At 69.7% G+C, this 15,575-nt stretch carries 18 protein-coding genes; 8 read left to right on the plus strand and 10 right to left on the minus strand.

Translation table 11 applies throughout. The annotated features are described in order from the left end of the window. Window positions 1–4 precede the first annotated feature (4 nt). Both HLH34_RS15535 and HLH34_RS15540 read right to left on the minus strand, forming a co-directional pair. Window positions 5–529, minus strand: coding sequence for a hypothetical protein (locus HLH34_RS15535; protein WP_183120482.1), 525 nt, complete (start codon window positions 527–529; stop codon window positions 5–7). A gap of 225 nt (window positions 530–754) precedes the next feature. Further along, window positions 755–1,198: an Ivy family c-type lysozyme inhibitor gene (locus HLH34_RS15540; protein ID WP_183120483.1), complete on the minus strand. Its 444-nt coding sequence runs from the start codon at window positions 1,196–1,198 to the stop codon at window positions 755–757. A 97-nt stretch (window positions 1,199–1,295) separates the two neighbouring features. On the opposite strand from HLH34_RS15540, the gene HLH34_RS15545 reads away from it, so the two are divergent. Then, window positions 1,296–1,571 carry a hypothetical protein gene (locus HLH34_RS15545; RefSeq protein ID WP_240162010.1) on the plus strand — a complete coding sequence of 92 codons (276 nt, stop codon included), beginning with the start codon at window positions 1,296–1,298 and terminating at the stop codon, window positions 1,569–1,571. A gap of 3 nt (window positions 1,572–1,574) precedes the next feature. Here the strand turns inward: HLH34_RS15545 and HLH34_RS15550 are convergent, their stop codons facing one another. Beyond that, a complete protein-coding gene (locus tag HLH34_RS15550) occupies window positions 1,575–2,057 on the minus strand; it encodes a YbaK/EbsC family protein (protein ID WP_183120484.1) in 483 nt (160 codons plus the stop codon). A gap of 117 nt (window positions 2,058–2,174) precedes the next feature. Next, complete coding sequence (locus HLH34_RS15555; RefSeq protein ID WP_373318557.1) at window positions 2,175–3,386, minus strand: cation:proton antiporter; 1,212 nt, start codon at window positions 3,384–3,386, stop codon at window positions 2,175–2,177. A gap of 189 nt (window positions 3,387–3,575) precedes the next feature. Here HLH34_RS15555 and HLH34_RS15560 point away from each other — a divergent pair, with 189 nt between their 5' ends. Together HLH34_RS15560 and HLH34_RS15565 are read left to right on the plus strand one after the other, a co-directional pair. After that, a complete protein-coding gene (locus tag HLH34_RS15560) occupies window positions 3,576–4,307 on the plus strand; it encodes an SDR family NAD(P)-dependent oxidoreductase (RefSeq protein WP_183120486.1) in 732 nt (243 codons plus the stop codon). A gap of 266 nt (window positions 4,308–4,573) precedes the next feature. Next, a complete protein-coding gene (locus tag HLH34_RS15565; protein ID WP_183120487.1) occupies window positions 4,574–4,978 on the plus strand; it encodes a hypothetical protein in 405 nt (134 codons plus the stop codon). A gap of 175 nt (window positions 4,979–5,153) precedes the next feature. Here HLH34_RS15565 and HLH34_RS15570 read toward each other — a convergent pair whose 3' ends face one another. From HLH34_RS15570 to HLH34_RS15580, 3 genes are all read right to left on the minus strand, one after another. Next, entirely contained in the window at window positions 5,154–6,947 is a 1,794-nt protein-coding gene (locus tag HLH34_RS15570; protein WP_183120488.1) for a DEAD/DEAH box helicase, read from the minus strand. Window positions 6,948–7,086: 139 nt separating this feature from the next. Beyond that, window positions 7,087–8,073: a zinc-dependent alcohol dehydrogenase family protein gene (locus HLH34_RS15575; protein ID WP_183120489.1), complete on the minus strand. Its 987-nt coding sequence runs from the start codon at window positions 8,071–8,073 to the stop codon at window positions 7,087–7,089. A 68-nt stretch (window positions 8,074–8,141) separates the two neighbouring features. Then, a complete protein-coding gene (locus tag HLH34_RS15580) occupies window positions 8,142–8,375 on the minus strand; it encodes a hypothetical protein (protein WP_183120490.1) in 234 nt (77 codons plus the stop codon). Between the two features lie 214 nt (window positions 8,376–8,589). Here HLH34_RS15580 and HLH34_RS15585 point away from each other — a divergent pair, with 214 nt between their 5' ends. Further along, window positions 8,590–9,813, plus strand: coding sequence for an NADP-dependent isocitrate dehydrogenase (locus HLH34_RS15585; protein WP_183120491.1), 1,224 nt, complete (start codon window positions 8,590–8,592; stop codon window positions 9,811–9,813). 130 nt (window positions 9,814–9,943) lie between these two features. Here the strand turns inward: HLH34_RS15585 and HLH34_RS15590 are convergent, their stop codons facing one another. The 3 genes from HLH34_RS15590 to HLH34_RS15600 all read right to left on the minus strand — a co-directional run bounded on the left by HLH34_RS15590 (window position 9,944) and on the right by HLH34_RS15600 (window position 13,234). Continuing rightward, window positions 9,944–11,101, minus strand: a complete 1,158-nt coding sequence (locus HLH34_RS15590) for a GNAT family N-acetyltransferase (protein WP_183120492.1) — start codon at window positions 11,099–11,101, stop codon at window positions 9,944–9,946. Window positions 11,102–11,170: 69 nt separating this feature from the next. Then, window positions 11,171–11,638, minus strand: coding sequence for a RidA family protein (locus HLH34_RS15595; RefSeq protein ID WP_183120493.1), 468 nt, complete (start codon window positions 11,636–11,638; stop codon window positions 11,171–11,173). A 30-nt stretch (window positions 11,639–11,668) separates the two neighbouring features. Continuing rightward, window positions 11,669–13,234 (minus strand): TSCPD domain-containing protein, encoded by a 1,566-nt coding sequence (locus HLH34_RS15600; protein WP_183120494.1) that lies wholly within the window; start codon window positions 13,232–13,234, stop codon window positions 11,669–11,671. Between the two features lie 210 nt (window positions 13,235–13,444). Between HLH34_RS15600 and HLH34_RS15605 the strand changes: the two genes are divergently transcribed. From HLH34_RS15605 to HLH34_RS15620, 4 genes are read left to right on the plus strand one after another with little or no spacing between them, the layout of a single operon-like run. Continuing rightward, on the plus strand, window positions 13,445–13,813 hold the full coding sequence (locus tag HLH34_RS15605; RefSeq protein WP_182943584.1) for an NADH-ubiquinone oxidoreductase subunit NDUFA12 family protein: 369 nt from the start codon (window positions 13,445–13,447) through the stop codon (window positions 13,811–13,813). Between the two features lie 56 nt (window positions 13,814–13,869). Continuing rightward, window positions 13,870–14,424 carry an outer membrane lipid asymmetry maintenance protein MlaD gene (gene mlaD / locus HLH34_RS15610; RefSeq protein WP_183120495.1) on the plus strand — a complete coding sequence of 185 codons (555 nt, stop codon included), beginning with the start codon at window positions 13,870–13,872 and terminating at the stop codon, window positions 14,422–14,424. After that, window positions 14,421–14,642, plus strand: coding sequence for a hypothetical protein (locus HLH34_RS15615; protein WP_183120496.1), 222 nt, complete (start codon window positions 14,421–14,423; stop codon window positions 14,640–14,642). The genes mlaD and HLH34_RS15615 overlap by 4 nt, the downstream gene beginning before the upstream one ends. Next, on the plus strand, window positions 14,639–15,538 hold the full coding sequence (locus tag HLH34_RS15620) for a DUF2155 domain-containing protein (RefSeq protein WP_264784163.1): 900 nt from the start codon (window positions 14,639–14,641) through the stop codon (window positions 15,536–15,538). The genes HLH34_RS15615 and HLH34_RS15620 overlap by 4 nt, the downstream gene beginning before the upstream one ends. Window positions 15,539–15,575 lie beyond the last annotated feature (37 nt).

The raw sequence follows: 15,575 nt of genomic DNA on the forward strand, positions 1-15,575 counted from the left end.
TTCGTCAGGATCCGTCGTCCGGGCCGCCATGATGAGGGCGATGATGGCCGCCACTGCCCGCACCGCCTGTTTCGTCGTCCTCGTCATCGCCCCGGGGGTCATGGGATGCCGTTTGCAGGGCGGCGCAGGCCTTGGCCATGGCGGGGGTGGGCGATGCGCCGCTCTTGTCGCACAGGGACGCGGCATCGGGGGTGCAGACCTGGGCGGCGGTTTCGAAATCCGTTTCCAGCACGTCCCGCGCCACCTCCAGGTCCTGGTCCTTGGTGCGGGCTTCCTCGGCAGCGACCATGTCCTGCGTCTTGTGCAGTTCCTTCAGCGCATCGAGGCAGTCCTGGCTGGCGGCATCGGGATTGCCCTGCAGGACCGCAAGGTCCTTCTGCAACTGGATGCTGGCGGTACGGCTGCCACCCTGGCCGTCGCCGCCTTCTCCGCCGCCCCCGCCGCCGTCGTCCTGCGCCATCGCCCCCACAGGGAAGAGGCAGCATGACAGAAGCAGGGCGGCGAGACGGGCGGGATGTGTAATCGTCACTCTGGCTATTCCACTGGCGCGAACGCCCCGGGGGCCGGGCGGGCGGATCGACGACGATCCCGGACCATCCCCGGGGAGGCGTCGGGCCGATGGAGGCGACGCCGCGGGATCGGCCGGACTATGGCAGGAACCGGCCAGCCGGGAAAGGGCGCCTGGTGCCGGGGCGGACACCGCAGGGCGGACGTTACATTTTTTGACGGATGCCGCCGGCCGCCGCGACCGGTATCAGGGGCTGTCGGGGTTGTTTGCCGCGTAGGCCCGGTTCAGCAGGGCCTGGATCTTCGCATCGGGCGCGCCCAGCCAGCTTTGCAGGAACGGCTGCTGTTCGTCCGCGCGGGTGTGCAGCAGGCCCCATGCCGATGCGCCGCCGGGCGCAAAGACGATGTCCAGCTGGTTGTTGGCGCAATCATGCGGTTTGCACAGATGGCCGATCGTGTAGGTCTTCCCGTCCATCGTCACCTGCGTGCTGGGCGTCGAGGTGGCATGTCCGCGCCGGATCCAGTCCGGATACCGCACCATGGCGGCGTAGGCCTGCCGATAGGGCGCGGACAGCAGCAGGTCCGCCGTCTGCGGCGCTGCGGCGCGGGTTGCCGCCGGCAGGGCCGTCTCCAGAAGCAACAGCAGGGCCGGCAGGGCGGCGGGCAGGCGACGGGCAGGCGAATGGAGCATGGCGTTTTCGTTTCCTCTCGGGTGTCCCGCGGGCGGACGCGGACGATGGACGAATCGGCTCTTCGACATGAAACCGATCTGGTCTAGAACGGTCGGCATGCAGTTTCGTCCCCACGCGCGGTCGGGCATGCCCGAACTGCCGAAGCCACGGTCGCTGAAGATCGGCGTTCTTGCCGGTCTCGCCGTTTTGTACGTCGCCCTGTTCTGGGGGCTGACGCGACGCGCCCCCGTGCATCATGCGTCGGGCTTCACGGCCATTCCCGTGGCCGTAGTGAAAACCGCGCGGCGGACGCCGCCGGCCCCGCCCATCGTGGTTCCGCTGGCCACGCCCCAGCCGGTGGTGATCCCGCCACCCACGCTGGTCGTCCGATAGGGCTCAGCCCGCGCCCTGCCCGTCGGGCGTCTGGCACACATCCACCCATTCGGCGCCGGTCAGGGTAGCCAGGCGATCGGGCGACAGGCGGACCGCGCTGTTGATGGCGCCGGCGGCGGGGATCACCTCGTCGAAGGCGCGCAGCGATATGTCGCAATAGACCGGCAGGGCCTGCTTCAACCCGAACGGGCAGACCCCGCCGACCGGGTGGCCGGTCAAGGCCTCGACATCCGCGCGGTCCAGCATGCGGGGCTTCTGCCCGAACACCGCCTTGCTCTTGCGATTGTCCAGCCGCGCGGTGCCCGCCGCGACGACCAGCACCACCTGTTCGCCCAGGCGCAGGGAAATGGTCTTGGCGATCTGATCGGGCGCGGTGCCGTGGGCGGCGGCGGCTTCGGCCACCGTGGCGGTGGACACCGGCAGTTCGACGATCGCGAGGTCGGGCGCGTGCGTGCCCAGGAAGTTGCGGACCGACTCCAGGCTCATCGGCCAGCGGCGGGCCAGGGGGTGGGCGAACGGGCGGGCATGGCGGCCTCCTGAATCCTGGGGACGATCCGGACGGCGTGCCCGGCCGGGGCATCATGACCGCCCGGGCGGGCGGTGTCACCCCGCGCGCGGGGCCGCCTTGCCCTCGAACAGGCGGAACATCGGCCCGGTCAGCAGGGTGGAGATCACCGCCAACAGCATCAGCGACGCATAGGCGAAGTCCGAGATCATGCCCCGCTGGTGCAGGATGGTCGCCGCGACGATTTCCATCAGCCCCTTGCATTGCAGCAGCGTGCCCACCGCCAGCTTCTGCCGCCCCGACAGCGCGGGCGCGGGCGGATACAGCACCACAGCCGCCAGCTTGGTCGCGATCGACACCACCACCAGCAACAGCGACGCCAGGACCGACGGGAAGGTCAGGGCATGGCCGTTGATGTGCATGCCGCTATGGCCGAAGAACAGCGGCGCCAGCCAGATCAGCGAGAAGGTGCCCACCTGCTCCACCGGCAGGCGGCGCACCCAGCGCGGCGGCATCAGCGCGCCTGCGACATAGGCGCCGATCAGTTCATGCAGGCCCAGTTGCATGCTGGCCCACGACCCCGCCGCCAGCCAGGCCGGCAGAACCATCCAGATCAGCCACAGCGGTGGATGCCGCACCCGCCGCGTCGCCCAGCCGCTGATCGCCACCATGCCCCCCAGCAGCAGGACGGCCAGGAATTGCCCGCGCTGCCAGCCATGCAGGGCGGCGGTGCCGTCGGCGGCGAACTGCAATGTCGCAAGCCCCGTCCACAGCGCCAGGTCGTCCACCACCGCCAGCCGCAGCGCCAGTTGTCCGATGGGCCGGTCGGCGGGGGCCAGTTCGCGCACGATGCCGATCAGCACCGGCAGGGCGCTGACCGCGATGCACAGCCCCACCGCCATGGCCCCGATCCAGTCGTGGCCGTCGGGCGCCCGCCATTCCGGAAGCGGCATCAGCACGGTATGCACCAGAAGGGTGCCCAGCGTGAACGGGATGGCCAGCGCCACCAGCGCGCTGCCCAGCAGGCGCGGCAGCGATGTGGGAGGAAGGACGGGGACCTCATTGGGGTCCTCGCCGGGATGCTGCCACATTTCCAGCCCGGCGGTGAAGGCCAGGATCAGGACCGCGACCCAGCCGATCGCATTGCCCGAGGCCGAGGGAATGCCCAGCCGGGCGACCGGCCATTGCGTGAGGGCCAGAAGGATGCCGACGATGATGGGCAGAACCGCGATCGGGATGACCCGTCCAAGCAGACGCCACGCCAGCCATGGCACCAGAACGAACAGACCTGCATCCGCGATCAATCCCATGCCGTTCATCGTCCTTCTGTTCTACCGTTGGGCAGGTTTAATATATGCATAATCTGGATATATGAAATTTTTAACGAGGGTAAAAACATAGTGGACTGATTTTACTATCTTCTTTTTGTAAGTAGTATCAATCCTGGAACCGGAACGGCGCTACCGGCGTCGTCCGCAATCCGAGAGAGAGAGGACAGCATGACGCAGCGCGTGGCCATCGTAACCGGGGGCAGCCGGGGCATCGGGGCGGGAATCGCCGTCAAACTGGCAGCGGACGGGTTCGATGTCGTCATCAGCTACGCCCGCAATGCCGATGCGGCGGAGAAGGTCGTCGCCGAGATCGCGGCCTTGGGCCGGCGGGGGATCGCGGTCCAGGCCGACAGCGGGCGGGTCGAGGACAATTGCGCCCTGGTCGCACGGGCCGTGGCGGAATTCGGTCGGGTCGACGTGCTGGTGTGCAATGCCGGCACCTATCCCTATGCGGGCGTCGAGGCGATGACGGTGGAGCAGGTATCCCGCACGCTGGATCTGAACGTGCGCGGCGTGATGGTGGAAGCGATCGAGGCCGCGCGCCATATGGGCGCCGGCGGCCGGATGATCTTCATCGGTTCGGCCTTCGCCGAGCGGGTGCCCTTTGCCAACATCTCGCTCTATGCCGCCACCAAGGCCGCGCTGGCCGGGTTCGCCCGGGGGCTGGCCCGTGACCTCGGCCCCCGTGGGATCACCGTGAACGTGGTCCATCCCGGCCCCATCGACACCGAACTGAACCCGGCGGACAGCGCGGGCGCGGAGCTGATCCGCGGCTTCATGGCCCTGCCGCAGTATGGGACGACCGGCGACATCGCGGATTTCGTGTCGTACCTGGCCAGCGAGAAGGCCGGATTCATCACCGGAACGGCGCTGACCGTCGACGGCGGCCTCACCGCCTGAGTGCGTTTGAAACGCATTTTGCCGGCGATCCGACGCGCGTTTCCTGTGCTTCGGTGCTCACGGCCATCAAGGCCGCTCCGCTCCGATGCTCGGGGACACACGCCGGGCGTGCCGCTTCGCGGCACTCTCGCTTGGCAAACCGCGTTTTAAACGCACTTGGTTTTGCCGACCCATGCGGCTGGCCCGATTCTGCCATACCGTGGACCTATTGTCGCCACGGCGGCATGGTCCGGTCCGGTATCGACACTGAACGGAAGCCTTATTCGATGATGTCCCGGACCTCTTTTCTTGCCCTGACCCTGGCCGGCCTTGTCGCCGGCGCGCCCTTCGCGGCCACCGGCGCGCACGCCGCGTCGGCCGATCCGGCCTGCGCCCGGAACAGCGCGACGCCCAGCTGGGACGTCGCCGGCCGCCTGTCCCAGCGCGAGAACTGCCTGAACAACCGGGCACAGGCGTACCGCGACGGGGCGACCCAGAGCGCGCAGCAGCGGGTTCAGGGCGTGCAGCAGCAGGTCCAGAACGGCCGTGACGCGGTCGATGGCGCCCGGGCCCTGCCGGGCCAGCAGCTGAACCGCCTGCGCGACGCCGGTACCGCCGGGCGCAGCCAGCTGAACGCGCTGGGCCAGACTAGCCGCGCCAACGCCGCCAGCATGCTGACCGGCGGCCTCTGAGACCCATCCGCCTCATGGGGGGCATCGCCGGTTGATGCGAAGGCAAGGGCGTCGCCCTTGACCCACCAAAGGGCCTAGCCCTTTGGAAACCCAAGATTTTATGAAACGAAGGGAATGCAAGGGCCAAGGCCCTTGCCGGGTTCGGGCAAAGCCGACCTGCCTCGGCCGGGAGGGGTCAGGACGCGCGCGAGGGCGCGCGCTTGCGGGACGACGGCGTGCTGCGGGCCGGCGGCCGGCCGGTGCGCGGCCCCGCTGCATAACCGCCCTTGCCGGCACCGGGCTTGCGGTCGCGGAAGCCACCGCGCCCGCGTTCGCCGGTGCGCTCGCCGCCGCCGGCGGGGGCCTGCGCCGGGCTGACCTGTACCTCGTCCGCATCGGTCGCGGCGACACAGGCGTTAAACCGCTCGGCCATGCCTTCCGAAATTTCGAACAGCGTGTGGTCGTCGGCGATGCGGATGGCGCCGATATCGGTCTTGCGCACGCCGCCCAGGCGGCAGATCAGCGGCACCAGCCACTTCGGATCGGCCTTGTCCTGGCGTCCGACGCTCAGCGAGAACCAGGAGCCGAGGCCGCCGCGCGGCGTGTGGTCCTCGCGCGCGGGGCGTTCGCGGCGGGCGGCATAATCACCCTCGGCACGCGGTGCGCGCGGGGCCTCGACGCGGACCGGGCGGACGTCTTCCGGGTCCGGCAGGCGGGCGCGGTACATCTGCAGCAGGGCGGCGGCCAGCTGCTCGGCGCTGCGGCCTTCGGCCAGGCGGGCGACCATCTCCTCGTCACCGGGGGCGGCGCCCTCGGTCAGGGCGGGGTCGGTCAGCAGGCGTTCGGCGTCCTGGGCGCGGATGGCTTCGGCGGTAGGCACGCCGGTCCATTCGGCCGACACCTTGGCCATCGTCAGCAGCCGTTCGGCCCGGCGGCGCATCGACGCCGGCACGATCAGGGCGCACACGCCCTTGCGCCCGGCGCGGCCCGTCCGGCCCGAACGATGCAGCAGGGTGGCGCTGTCGGTGGGCAGGCTGGCGTGGATCACCAGGCTCAGGGCCGGGATGTCGATGCCGCGGGCCGCCACGTCGGTGGCGACGCAGACGCGCGCCTGCCCGGTACGCAGGCTGTCGATGGCGCGGGTGCGTTCGTTCTGTCCCAGTTCGCCCGACAGGGCGACCGAGGAAAAGCCGCGTTCCAGCAGCGCGCCCTGCATGTGGCGCACCAGTTCGCGCGTGGCGCAGAACACCATGGCGGTGGGGCTGTCGGAATAGCGCAGCACGTTGACGACGGCGGGCACGATCTCGCGCGGGTCGGTCACCATGGCGCGATAGGTGATGTCGGCATGCTGGCGCGCGCCCGTCACGGTGTCGATGCGCAGCGCGTCACGCTGGTAGCGGCGGGCCAGGGTCGCGATTTCCTTGGCGATGGTGGCCGAGAACAGCAGTGTGCGCCGTGTGTCGGGCATCGCGTCCAGCAGTTGTTCCAGCTCCTCGCGGAAGCCCAGGTCCAGCATCTCGTCGGCCTCGTCCAGCACGACGGCGCGCAGGTCGGACATTACCAGGCGCCCGCGCGACTGGTGGTCGCACAGCCGGCCGGGCGTCCCGACGACGATGTGCGCCCCCAGCTGCAGGGCCCGGGCTTCGCGCCGGGCATCCATGCCGCCGATGCATGACACGATGCGTGCGCCGGCGGGGGCGTACAGCCATGTCAGCTCCCGCTGGACCTGCATCGCCAGTTCGCGGGTGGGGGCGATGATCACCGCCAGCGGCGCCCCGGCCGGGCCCATCCGTTCGGCCCCGCCCAGCAGCGTGTCGGCCAGCGCCAGCCCGAAGGCCACCGTCTTGCCCGATCCGGTCTGGGCCGATACCAGCAGGTCCCGCCCGTCGGCCGCGACGTCCAGGACGGCTTTCTGGACGGGTGTGGGCTCGTCGTATCCGCGCGCGTCGAGGGCGCGCCGAAGGGCGGGGTGGGTCTCGGGAAACGGCATAGATCAGGTCATCCGGCAGGGCGCGCGGGACAGCGGCCCGCGGGGCATGGCATCCGCGCAACGCGGGGGAGGGCGCTCCTTATAGAAACGCAGCCAAAAAGGCCAGCAATAAAGCGGACCGCATGGACGATGAGCGGTTTTAGGGAACCAGCACGGCCGCCCCCTCGAACCGGCCGGCGCGCAGGTCGGCCAGCGCCTGGTTGGCGTCGCGCAGGGCATAGCGCGTGGTCTGCGTGCGGATGCCCGCCTTCGGCGCCAGAGACAGGAAATCGATCCCGTCCTGGCGCGTCAGGTTGGCGACCGACACCAGTTGCCGTTCCTCCCACAACAGATCGTAGGGGAACGAGGGGATGTCGCTCATGTGGATGCCGGCGCAGACCACGCGGCCGCCCTTGCGCACTGCCCGCAGCGCGGCGGGGACCAGCGCGCCGACGGGGGCGAAGATGATGGCGGCGTCCAGGGGCTGGGGCGGGGGCTCGTCCGACCCGCCGGCCCAGACCGCCCCCAGCGACCGCGCGAAATCCTGCGTCGTGCCGTCGCCCGGCCGGGTGAAGCCGTAGACCGACCGCCCCTGCCGGATCGCGACCTGGGCGATGATGTGCGCCGCGGCCCCGAACCCGTACAGGCCGACCGACCGCGCGTCGTCCCCCGCCATCACCAGCGACCGCCAGCCGATCAGCCCCGCGCACAGCAGGGGGGCCAGGGACACGTCGTCGCCCTCGTCGCCCAGGGGGAATGCATAGCGCGCATCGGCGATGGCGGCGGTGGCATAGCCGCCGTCGCGGGTGTAGCCGGTGAACAGCGGATGGTCGCACAGATTCTCATGCCCCGCGTGGCAATAGCGGCAGACCCCGCAGGTATGGCCCAGCCACGGCACGCCGACCCGCTGGCCCAGCGCCAGCCCTTCCACCCCCTGGCCCAGCATGTCGATGCGGCCCACGATCTCGTGCCCCGGAATGACCGGATGGCCGGGAAACGGCAGGTCGCCGTCGACGACATGCAGGTCGGTGCGGCAGACCCCACAGGCACCGACCCGGACCCGGATCTCGCCGGGGCCGGGAACGCGATCGGGCAGTTCCACCCATTCCAGCGGCGTGTGCGGGGCGCTCAGTCTCATCGCATGCATCGTGGGATCTCCAGGGGACCGATGGGAAAGCGGCACCATGCATGCCGCCTGCCGCGCCATGATATGGATCAGGACGACCGGGCGCCGTGCGTGCGCAGGGCGGCCCTGACGGGATCGTGATCGACGCGGCGCGCGCCGCGTTTCGGAAACGGCAGCAGGGGGAACGCCATGGCGGCGCGCACGCTGTTCCCCTCAGGCCCGGCTTTGTCGGCGGCAGGGGGCGGAACGGGGGTTGGAGGATGGCGGTGAAGGGCCAGCAGGGCGGCGATCAGGGCGGGACCGGTCGAAAGATGACGCTGCATCCGGGACTCCATCGGAAGGACCATGGCGCGAGTTTACGTGAATGATAATCATTCGCAAGTAAAATGTCATAACGGGGGCGCGAGGCCGCTAGGCAGCGCCGTTTGGCGCGGCTAATCACGTTGGGTGGCTTGCCCCGGAACGCTGCGACCAGGTGGGGCCAACAAACGTCCGGCATTCATCGTGCCGGCAAGAACAAACAGGTGGAATTGGACAATGGCGAAAATCAAAGTCAAGGAGCCGGTGGTCGAACTCGACGGCGACGAGATGACCCGGATCATCTGGAGCTTCATCAAGGAGAAGCTGATCCTTCCGTACCTGGACATCGACCTGAAATATTACGACCTCGGGATCGAACACCGCGATGCGACCGACGACCGCGTGACGGTCGAGGCCGCCGAGGCCATCAAGACCTACCGGGTGGGCGTCAAATGCGCGACCATCACGCCCGACGAAGCCCGGGTGGCGGAATTCGGCCTGAAGAAGATGTGGCGCTCGCCCAACGGCACCATCCGCAACATCCTGGACGGCACCATCTTCCGCGAACCCATCGTGTGCGCCAACGTGCCGCGCCTGGTCCCGCACTGGACGCAGCCGATCGTGATCGGCCGCCATGCCTATGGCGACATCTACCGCGCGGCGGAAACCAAGATCCCCGGCCCCGGCAAGGTGTCCCTGCTGTACACGCCGGCGGATGGCAGCGCGCCCCTGGAACTGGAAGTGCACGATTTCAAGGGCCCGGGCGTGGCGCTGGGCATGCACAACACCCGCGCGTCGATCGAAGGCTTCGCCCGCGCGTCGCTGACCTATGGGCGCGACCGCAAGCTGCCGGTCTATCTGTCGACCAAGAACACCATCCTCAAGGCCTATGACGGCATGTTCAAGGACGTGTTCCAGGAGGTCTACGAGGCCGAGTTCAAGGCCGATTTCGACCGGCTGGGCCTGACCTACGAACATCGCCTGATCGACGACATGGTGGCCTCGGCCCTGAAATGGAGCGGCGGCTACGTCTGGGCGTGCAAGAACTATGACGGCGACGTCGAAAGCGACATCGTGGCGCAGGGCTTCGGCAGCCTGGGCCTGATGACGTCGGTGCTGCTGAACCCGACGGGCGACGTGGTGGAATCCGAGGCCGCCCACGGCACGGTGACCCGCCATTATCGCGAACATCAGAAGGGCCGGGCGACCAGCACCAACCCGATCGCCTCGATCTTCGCCTGGACGCGCGGACTGGCCTATCGCGGCCGCTTCGACAACACGCCCGATGTCACGCATTTTGCCGAGACGCTGGAAAAAGTGTGTATCCAGACGGTCGAATCCGGCCAGATGACCAAGGACCTTGCGGCGCTGATCGGTCCGGATGCCAAATGGCTGACGACGCAGGACTTCCTGGCGGCGCTGGACACCAACCTGCGCAAGGCCATCGCGGCGCAGGCCTGACCCGAAGGGAAGGTCGGGCTCTGCCCGAACCCGGCAAGGGCCTCGGCCCTTGCATCCCATTCGTTTTAAAAGTCTGGGGTTTCCAAAGGGCTAAGCCCTTTGGTGGGTCAAGGGCAACGCCCTTGCCTTCTCACACCGCGTCGTCCTCGCGATAGGGCGATTGCGCGTCCAGCTCGGCGATTTCCGACAGCATGTGAGTACGTTCCTCGGCCACGAAATCGGCGACCGCGCGGCGCAGGCCGGGATGCTGGATCCAGTGGGCCGAATAGGTGGGGCAGGGGCGATAGCCGCGCTGGATCTTGTGGTGGCCCTGCGCTCCGGCCTCGACCCGCTTCAGCCCGTGGGCGATGGCGAAATCGATGGCGCGGTAATAGCACAGCTCGAAATGCAGGAACGGCCATTCGCCGTCGCAGCCCCAGTTGCGGCCGTACAGCGTGTCGGCGCCCATCAGGTTCAGGGCGCCCGCCACCGGCGCGCCGTCCTGTTCGGCCAGCATCAGCACCACCCGGTCGCCCAGCCGGTCGGACAGCAGCGGGAAGAAATCGGGCGTCAGATAGGCACTGCCCCATTTGCGGTCCACGGTCGAGGTATAGAACCGGTAGAAATGGCCCCACAGATCGGGCGTGATTTCGGCGCCGCGCAGGGTGCGGAAGGTCAGGCCGCACTGGTTGGCGTCCCGGCGTTCGCGCTTGATGATCTTGCGCTTGCGTGACGACAGGGCGCCCAGGAAATCGTCGAAGCCGGCGTAGCCGCGATTGTCCCAATGGAACTGCACGCCCAGGCGCTGCTGCCATCCCGCCGCGCCGAACGCCTCATATTCTTCCTCGATGCAGAAGGTGGCGTGGACCGACGACAGACCCAGTTCGCCGCAGGCCTGGCGCAGCGCGCCGATCAGCGTGCTGCGCAGGGCGGCTGGGTCTTCGGCGTCGGGGTGGAGCAGCAGGCGCGGCCCCGGCACCGGGGAAAACGGCACCGCGACCTGCAATTTCGGATAGTACTCGCCGCCGGCCTGTTCCAGCGCGCGCGCCCAACTGTGGTCGAAGACATATTCGCCGTAGGAATGCGCCTTGGCATAGGTGGGCGCCACCGCGACGATGCGCCCTTCGCCATCGCGGATGGTGGCGTGCTGCGGCAGCCAGCCGGTGCGCGGCCCCGCCGAGCCGCTGTCTTCCAGCGCCGACAGGAAGGCGTGCCCGACGAACGGATTGTCCGTTCCCGCGCAGGCGTCCCACGCCGCCGCCGGGATCTCGGCGATGGCGCGATGCAGGCTCAGTGTCAGGGCGCTCATGATCCGGACATGGGGGCGCGGGCGGCCCCATGCCAGAGGGAATGGGCGTACATGCGCGGCGCCCCCGGGTCAGCCGATCTCGAACAGGCCTTCGACCTCGACCGCCGCGTCCAGCGGCAGCGACGGAACGCCGACGGTCGAGCGCGCATGCCGCCCGGCGTCGCCGAACACCATGACCGCGAGGTCCGACGCGCCGTTCATGACCGCCGCATGCTGGGTGAAGGCAGGCACGCAGGAAATGAACCCGCCCAGCCGCACCACGCGCTTCACCCGTGACAGGTCGCCGATCGCGGCGCGCACCTGGGCGATGACGTTGATCATGCAGTAGCGCGCGGCCTCGACGCCGATTTCGACGGCGACGTCCTCGCCCAGCTTGCCGCTGGCGAACAGCTTGCCGTCGACCAGCGGCAACTGGCCCGAGACGACCAGCGTGGACCCGGTCAGGACGGTGGCGACGTAATTGGCGACGGGCACCGCCGGGGTCGGCAGGATGATGCCGTGCTGGGCCAGGCGGGCTTCGGGGGTGCTGTCGGTCATCCGAGGTACTCCTGTGTCAATGGGGCGGTATCAGCCGACCAGCCGCAGCCGGCCCGCCCGTCGTGGTGGTGCCCCGGCGGAACCGTCGGGGAAATCGAGCGGCAACATGGGGGACGGGGCGTCTTCCATGTCATCCTGGTGCGGCGCGTCCGGCAGCCTGCGGCCCAGATACGCATCGGACAACGCCCGGAACGCATAGTCCAGCAGGGATGTGGCATAGGCGGCCACCGGATCGCCCTCCACCGTGCCGGCGGGGCCGAAACGGGTATAGGCGAAGGCGTCGACATAGGCTTCGAGCGGCGCGCCGTACTGCAGGCCGATGCTGACGGCCTGGCCCAGCATGTCCATCAGGCCGCGGGTCATCGGGCTTTCGCGCGCCGGGGTCAGCGCGACCTCGCCCAGCGTCCCGTCCTCGTATTCGCCGGTGCGCAGGAACAGCCGGTGGCCGCCGACGCTGGCCTTCTGGGTGAAGCCGCCATGGCGGGCCGGCAGTTGCCGCCGCACCCCGCGTTCCCACGCCAGGCGCGAGCGCAGCGGCACGCCCGCCGGGTCGGGGCGGGCGGGCATCCGGTCGACGAAGCCGGCCAGCGCCCGGTGCATGGCCTGATGCGCCCGCGCATCCGGCAGCGACAGCACGGTCTCGCCCGCCAGGGCGGCGGCGAAGGCGGCCTCGGGCGACAGGCCCCGATGCGCCAGACGGGCCAGGGTGCTGGCGGCCAGCCGCCCGTCGGGCCGCAGGGGCGAGAAGATGGGGGCCAGGCCGCAGGCCTCGACCCCCAGCAGCGCGTCGATGGGGCCGGGGGTGGAAAATCCGGTTTCGATTCGCGGCAGCGGCGCGTCGGTTTCCACTGCCGCCTCGCGCCAGACGGCGCGGGCGGTCTCGGCCAGGCCGGGCACGACGCTGCGCGCGGGCGGCAGCAGCAGCGCGTCCGGCCCGCCGCCGGCATGCGCCACCAGCGTCGCCAGCGACGCCAGGTCGCACGCGGCGTCCCTGCCGGTGTCGCTGTCGTAATCCAGCCCCATCGCCGCCAGGCAGGCGTCCAGATTGGTCAGCAGCAGGTCGCCCGACACTGTCACCTGCCGCAGCAGCGGGGCGTCGTCCTCGATCGGCCGGACCTTGCGTCCCTTGCGGGGGGCGGGCTCGGGGAAGGGCAGTTCGCCGTTGCGCCACGCGGCCTTCCGGTCGGCCGCGTCGCGCAGCATCATGCACACAAGCCGCAGGGCGGCCACGAAATCATCGGCGACGAAGCCCGCCCCCGGCTGCACGAAGCCGGCCAGGTTCACGATGAAGCCCGGACGGCGGTCATACTGGCCGCTCCACAGCGACTCGCCCGGCGCGGCCTGGCGCAGCATCAGCAGGCACGACAGCGACCGCGCCTGCGCCGCATGGGGGCCGGCCGCCAGATCGTCGACCCAGCGCGCGGCCTCGGTCGCCAGGCGCACCGCGCCGTGGCCCGGCGTCATGCGCGCCAGGGCGGCCGCGGCCTCGTCGTCCCAATCGACGGGCAGGGTGACGGCGCGCGTGGCGTCGTCCGGATCCGCGGCGGCCTGCGTGGTACGCATGCGTATGCCGTTCCAATGGCTTCGGGCTGTCATGGCTGCCAGTCTAGGCGCGCTTCGTCGCGGCGCGAAAGCCGGATATGGTAGGTCCGCGTGTATACAGACCACTGTATATTGTGGATATGGGGGATAAGTGGCCCATCGGGACATAGGCGGGAGAAGGGGCGGCCCGATCCCGGATATGTGAGGTGGCGGCCCGTCCGCGCGGGATGGACCGGCGGCGGAGAACGGGGCTAGTCTCGGGCCATGGCAAATCTCGGCACCCGGATCTACACCAAATTCAAGGGCCGTCTGGTCGGCAAGGATGCCGACGGTCGTTGCTATTATGAATCGCGGACCGCCAACCGTACCGGCGGCGGTCTGACCCGGCACGAACGCTGGGTGATCTACCACAAGGGCGAGGACGCATCGGCGGTGCCGCCCGAATGGTGGGGCTGGCTGCATCACGTCGATGCCGCCCCGCTGCCCGAAAGCGCCCGCCAGCCGTGGCAGACGCCGTACCAGCCGAATCGGACCGGCACGGCCGAGGCCTATCGCCCCCCCGGCAGCGATTATCGGGGCGGCCGGCGCGCGCCCTCGACCAGCGATTACGACGCCTGGTTTCCCGAAGGGTGAAACGGTGGGCGTAACCTGTTAGGGTTAGCCAGCCGTCACAAGGGAAGCGATACATCATGGTAACTGCGGTTCCAGTCAGAAGGGGCCGGAACCCGGCCGAACTCGCCGCGGGGTGCGCGGTTCTGGCGGTGCTGGGCGGATTGCTGACCTATGCCGTGATCGACAAGGGCCACCGCCACGAAAGCGGGTACCGGCTGGCCGCCTCCTTCGCGCATGTCGACGGGTTGTCGGTGGGTTCGGACGTGCGTCTGGCGGGCGTCACGGTCGGGCAGGTGGTGGACGAACAGGTCGATCCCGCCAGCTTCAAGGCCAACGTGACCTTCACCGTACGGCCGGATATCCGTCTGCCGACCGACAGTGCCGCAATCATCACCAGCGACAGCCTGTTGGGCGGCAAATATATCGCCCTGTCGCCGGGCGGGAACGATGCGATGCTGCATCCAGGGGCGACGATCACCGAAACCCAGGGGTCGATCAGCCTGGAGCAATTGCTCAGCCGCTTCATCTTCTCGGTCACCGATTCGATGACCCGGGCGAACCAGCAGCGCGCCAACCAGGGCCAGGGTCAGCAGGGCCAGCCGCCGGCCGCACCCACGGGCGGCCAGCCATGAGCGACTCCCTTCCGGCCGCGCCCGCAATCTGGCGGCAGGCGGACGGCAGCCCGGTCTCCTGCCAGGACAAGATCCGGGTCCTGACCGAGAATTACGCCGAATTGTGCGACGTCATGCGCGACACGTTCGAGGACGCGGTGCTGATCGGCGTCGACGAGGCGGAAATGAAGCGCGTCATCATGGAGGTCGCGGCCGCATTGCGAAGCCCGAAATCGTGACGCGCCGCGCGATGCGGCACGCGGCCCTGACCCTGCCCGCTCTTCTGTCCGTCGCCGCCCTTCCGCTGTCCCCGGCCCGGGCCGCCGAGATCGTGACGCCGCCGCCGGTCTATCCCGCCGACACCTGGCAGGGACGATCGGTCGCGACGCTGCGCGTGCTGGACCGGCTGGACTCCCGCGTCCAGATCCTGACGGTTCCGGTCGGGCAGGACGCGACGTTCAAGGCGCTGTCGATCCATGTCGGCGCCTGCCGTGACCGGCCGGCCGGCCTGGTCCCGGATGCGGCCGGATGGCTGTCGGTGCGTGACACCCATCTGGGCGGGGCCGGATTCGACGGCTGGATGCTGTCGGGCGAACCGTTCGTGGGCGTGTTTGAAAACCCGCTGTATGACGTGCGGATGCTGGGCTGTGCGGGCGACATGGTCGCCCCGGTGCCGCCGCCGCTGACCGCGCCCGAGGCTGAATCCGGCGCGCCGCCCGACGGGGGAGTGCCGGGCGGCACCCCGGCACCCGGGGCAACGCCCCCGGGGACCGCATCGGTGGGGCCGGCCACGGGCTCCGCGCCCGGGACGCCGGTATCGCCCCCGCCGGTACCCTCTGCGCCCATGCCGCCAGCACAGCAAGCGCGGGCCCCTTCGTCGCAGGCGCCCGCCTCGTCGCCCATGCCGTTGACGTCGCCGGTTGCATCCGGGAGCGTTGCGGGCCAGCATGTTCCCTTGCCGCCGCCCGTGCCGACCATGACGGACGGGGGTGGGTCGGCGCCGCTGTCGCTGTTGCCGGAGCCTCTTCCGCCGGCCGGACAGGCGCCCACGGCGGCCTCTCCGCCGGTGCCGCCCGGATATTCCCGTCCGGATCAGGCGCAACCGGGACAGCCCCAGTCGCTTTTGCCCCCTTAAGGGGCGAGCCCGCGCGCGGCGCGGGCAGCCTGCGCCG

Source organism: Gluconacetobacter azotocaptans (genome assembly GCF_014174355.1).
Classification (GTDB): domain Bacteria; phylum Pseudomonadota; class Alphaproteobacteria; order Acetobacterales; family Acetobacteraceae; genus Gluconacetobacter; species Gluconacetobacter azotocaptans.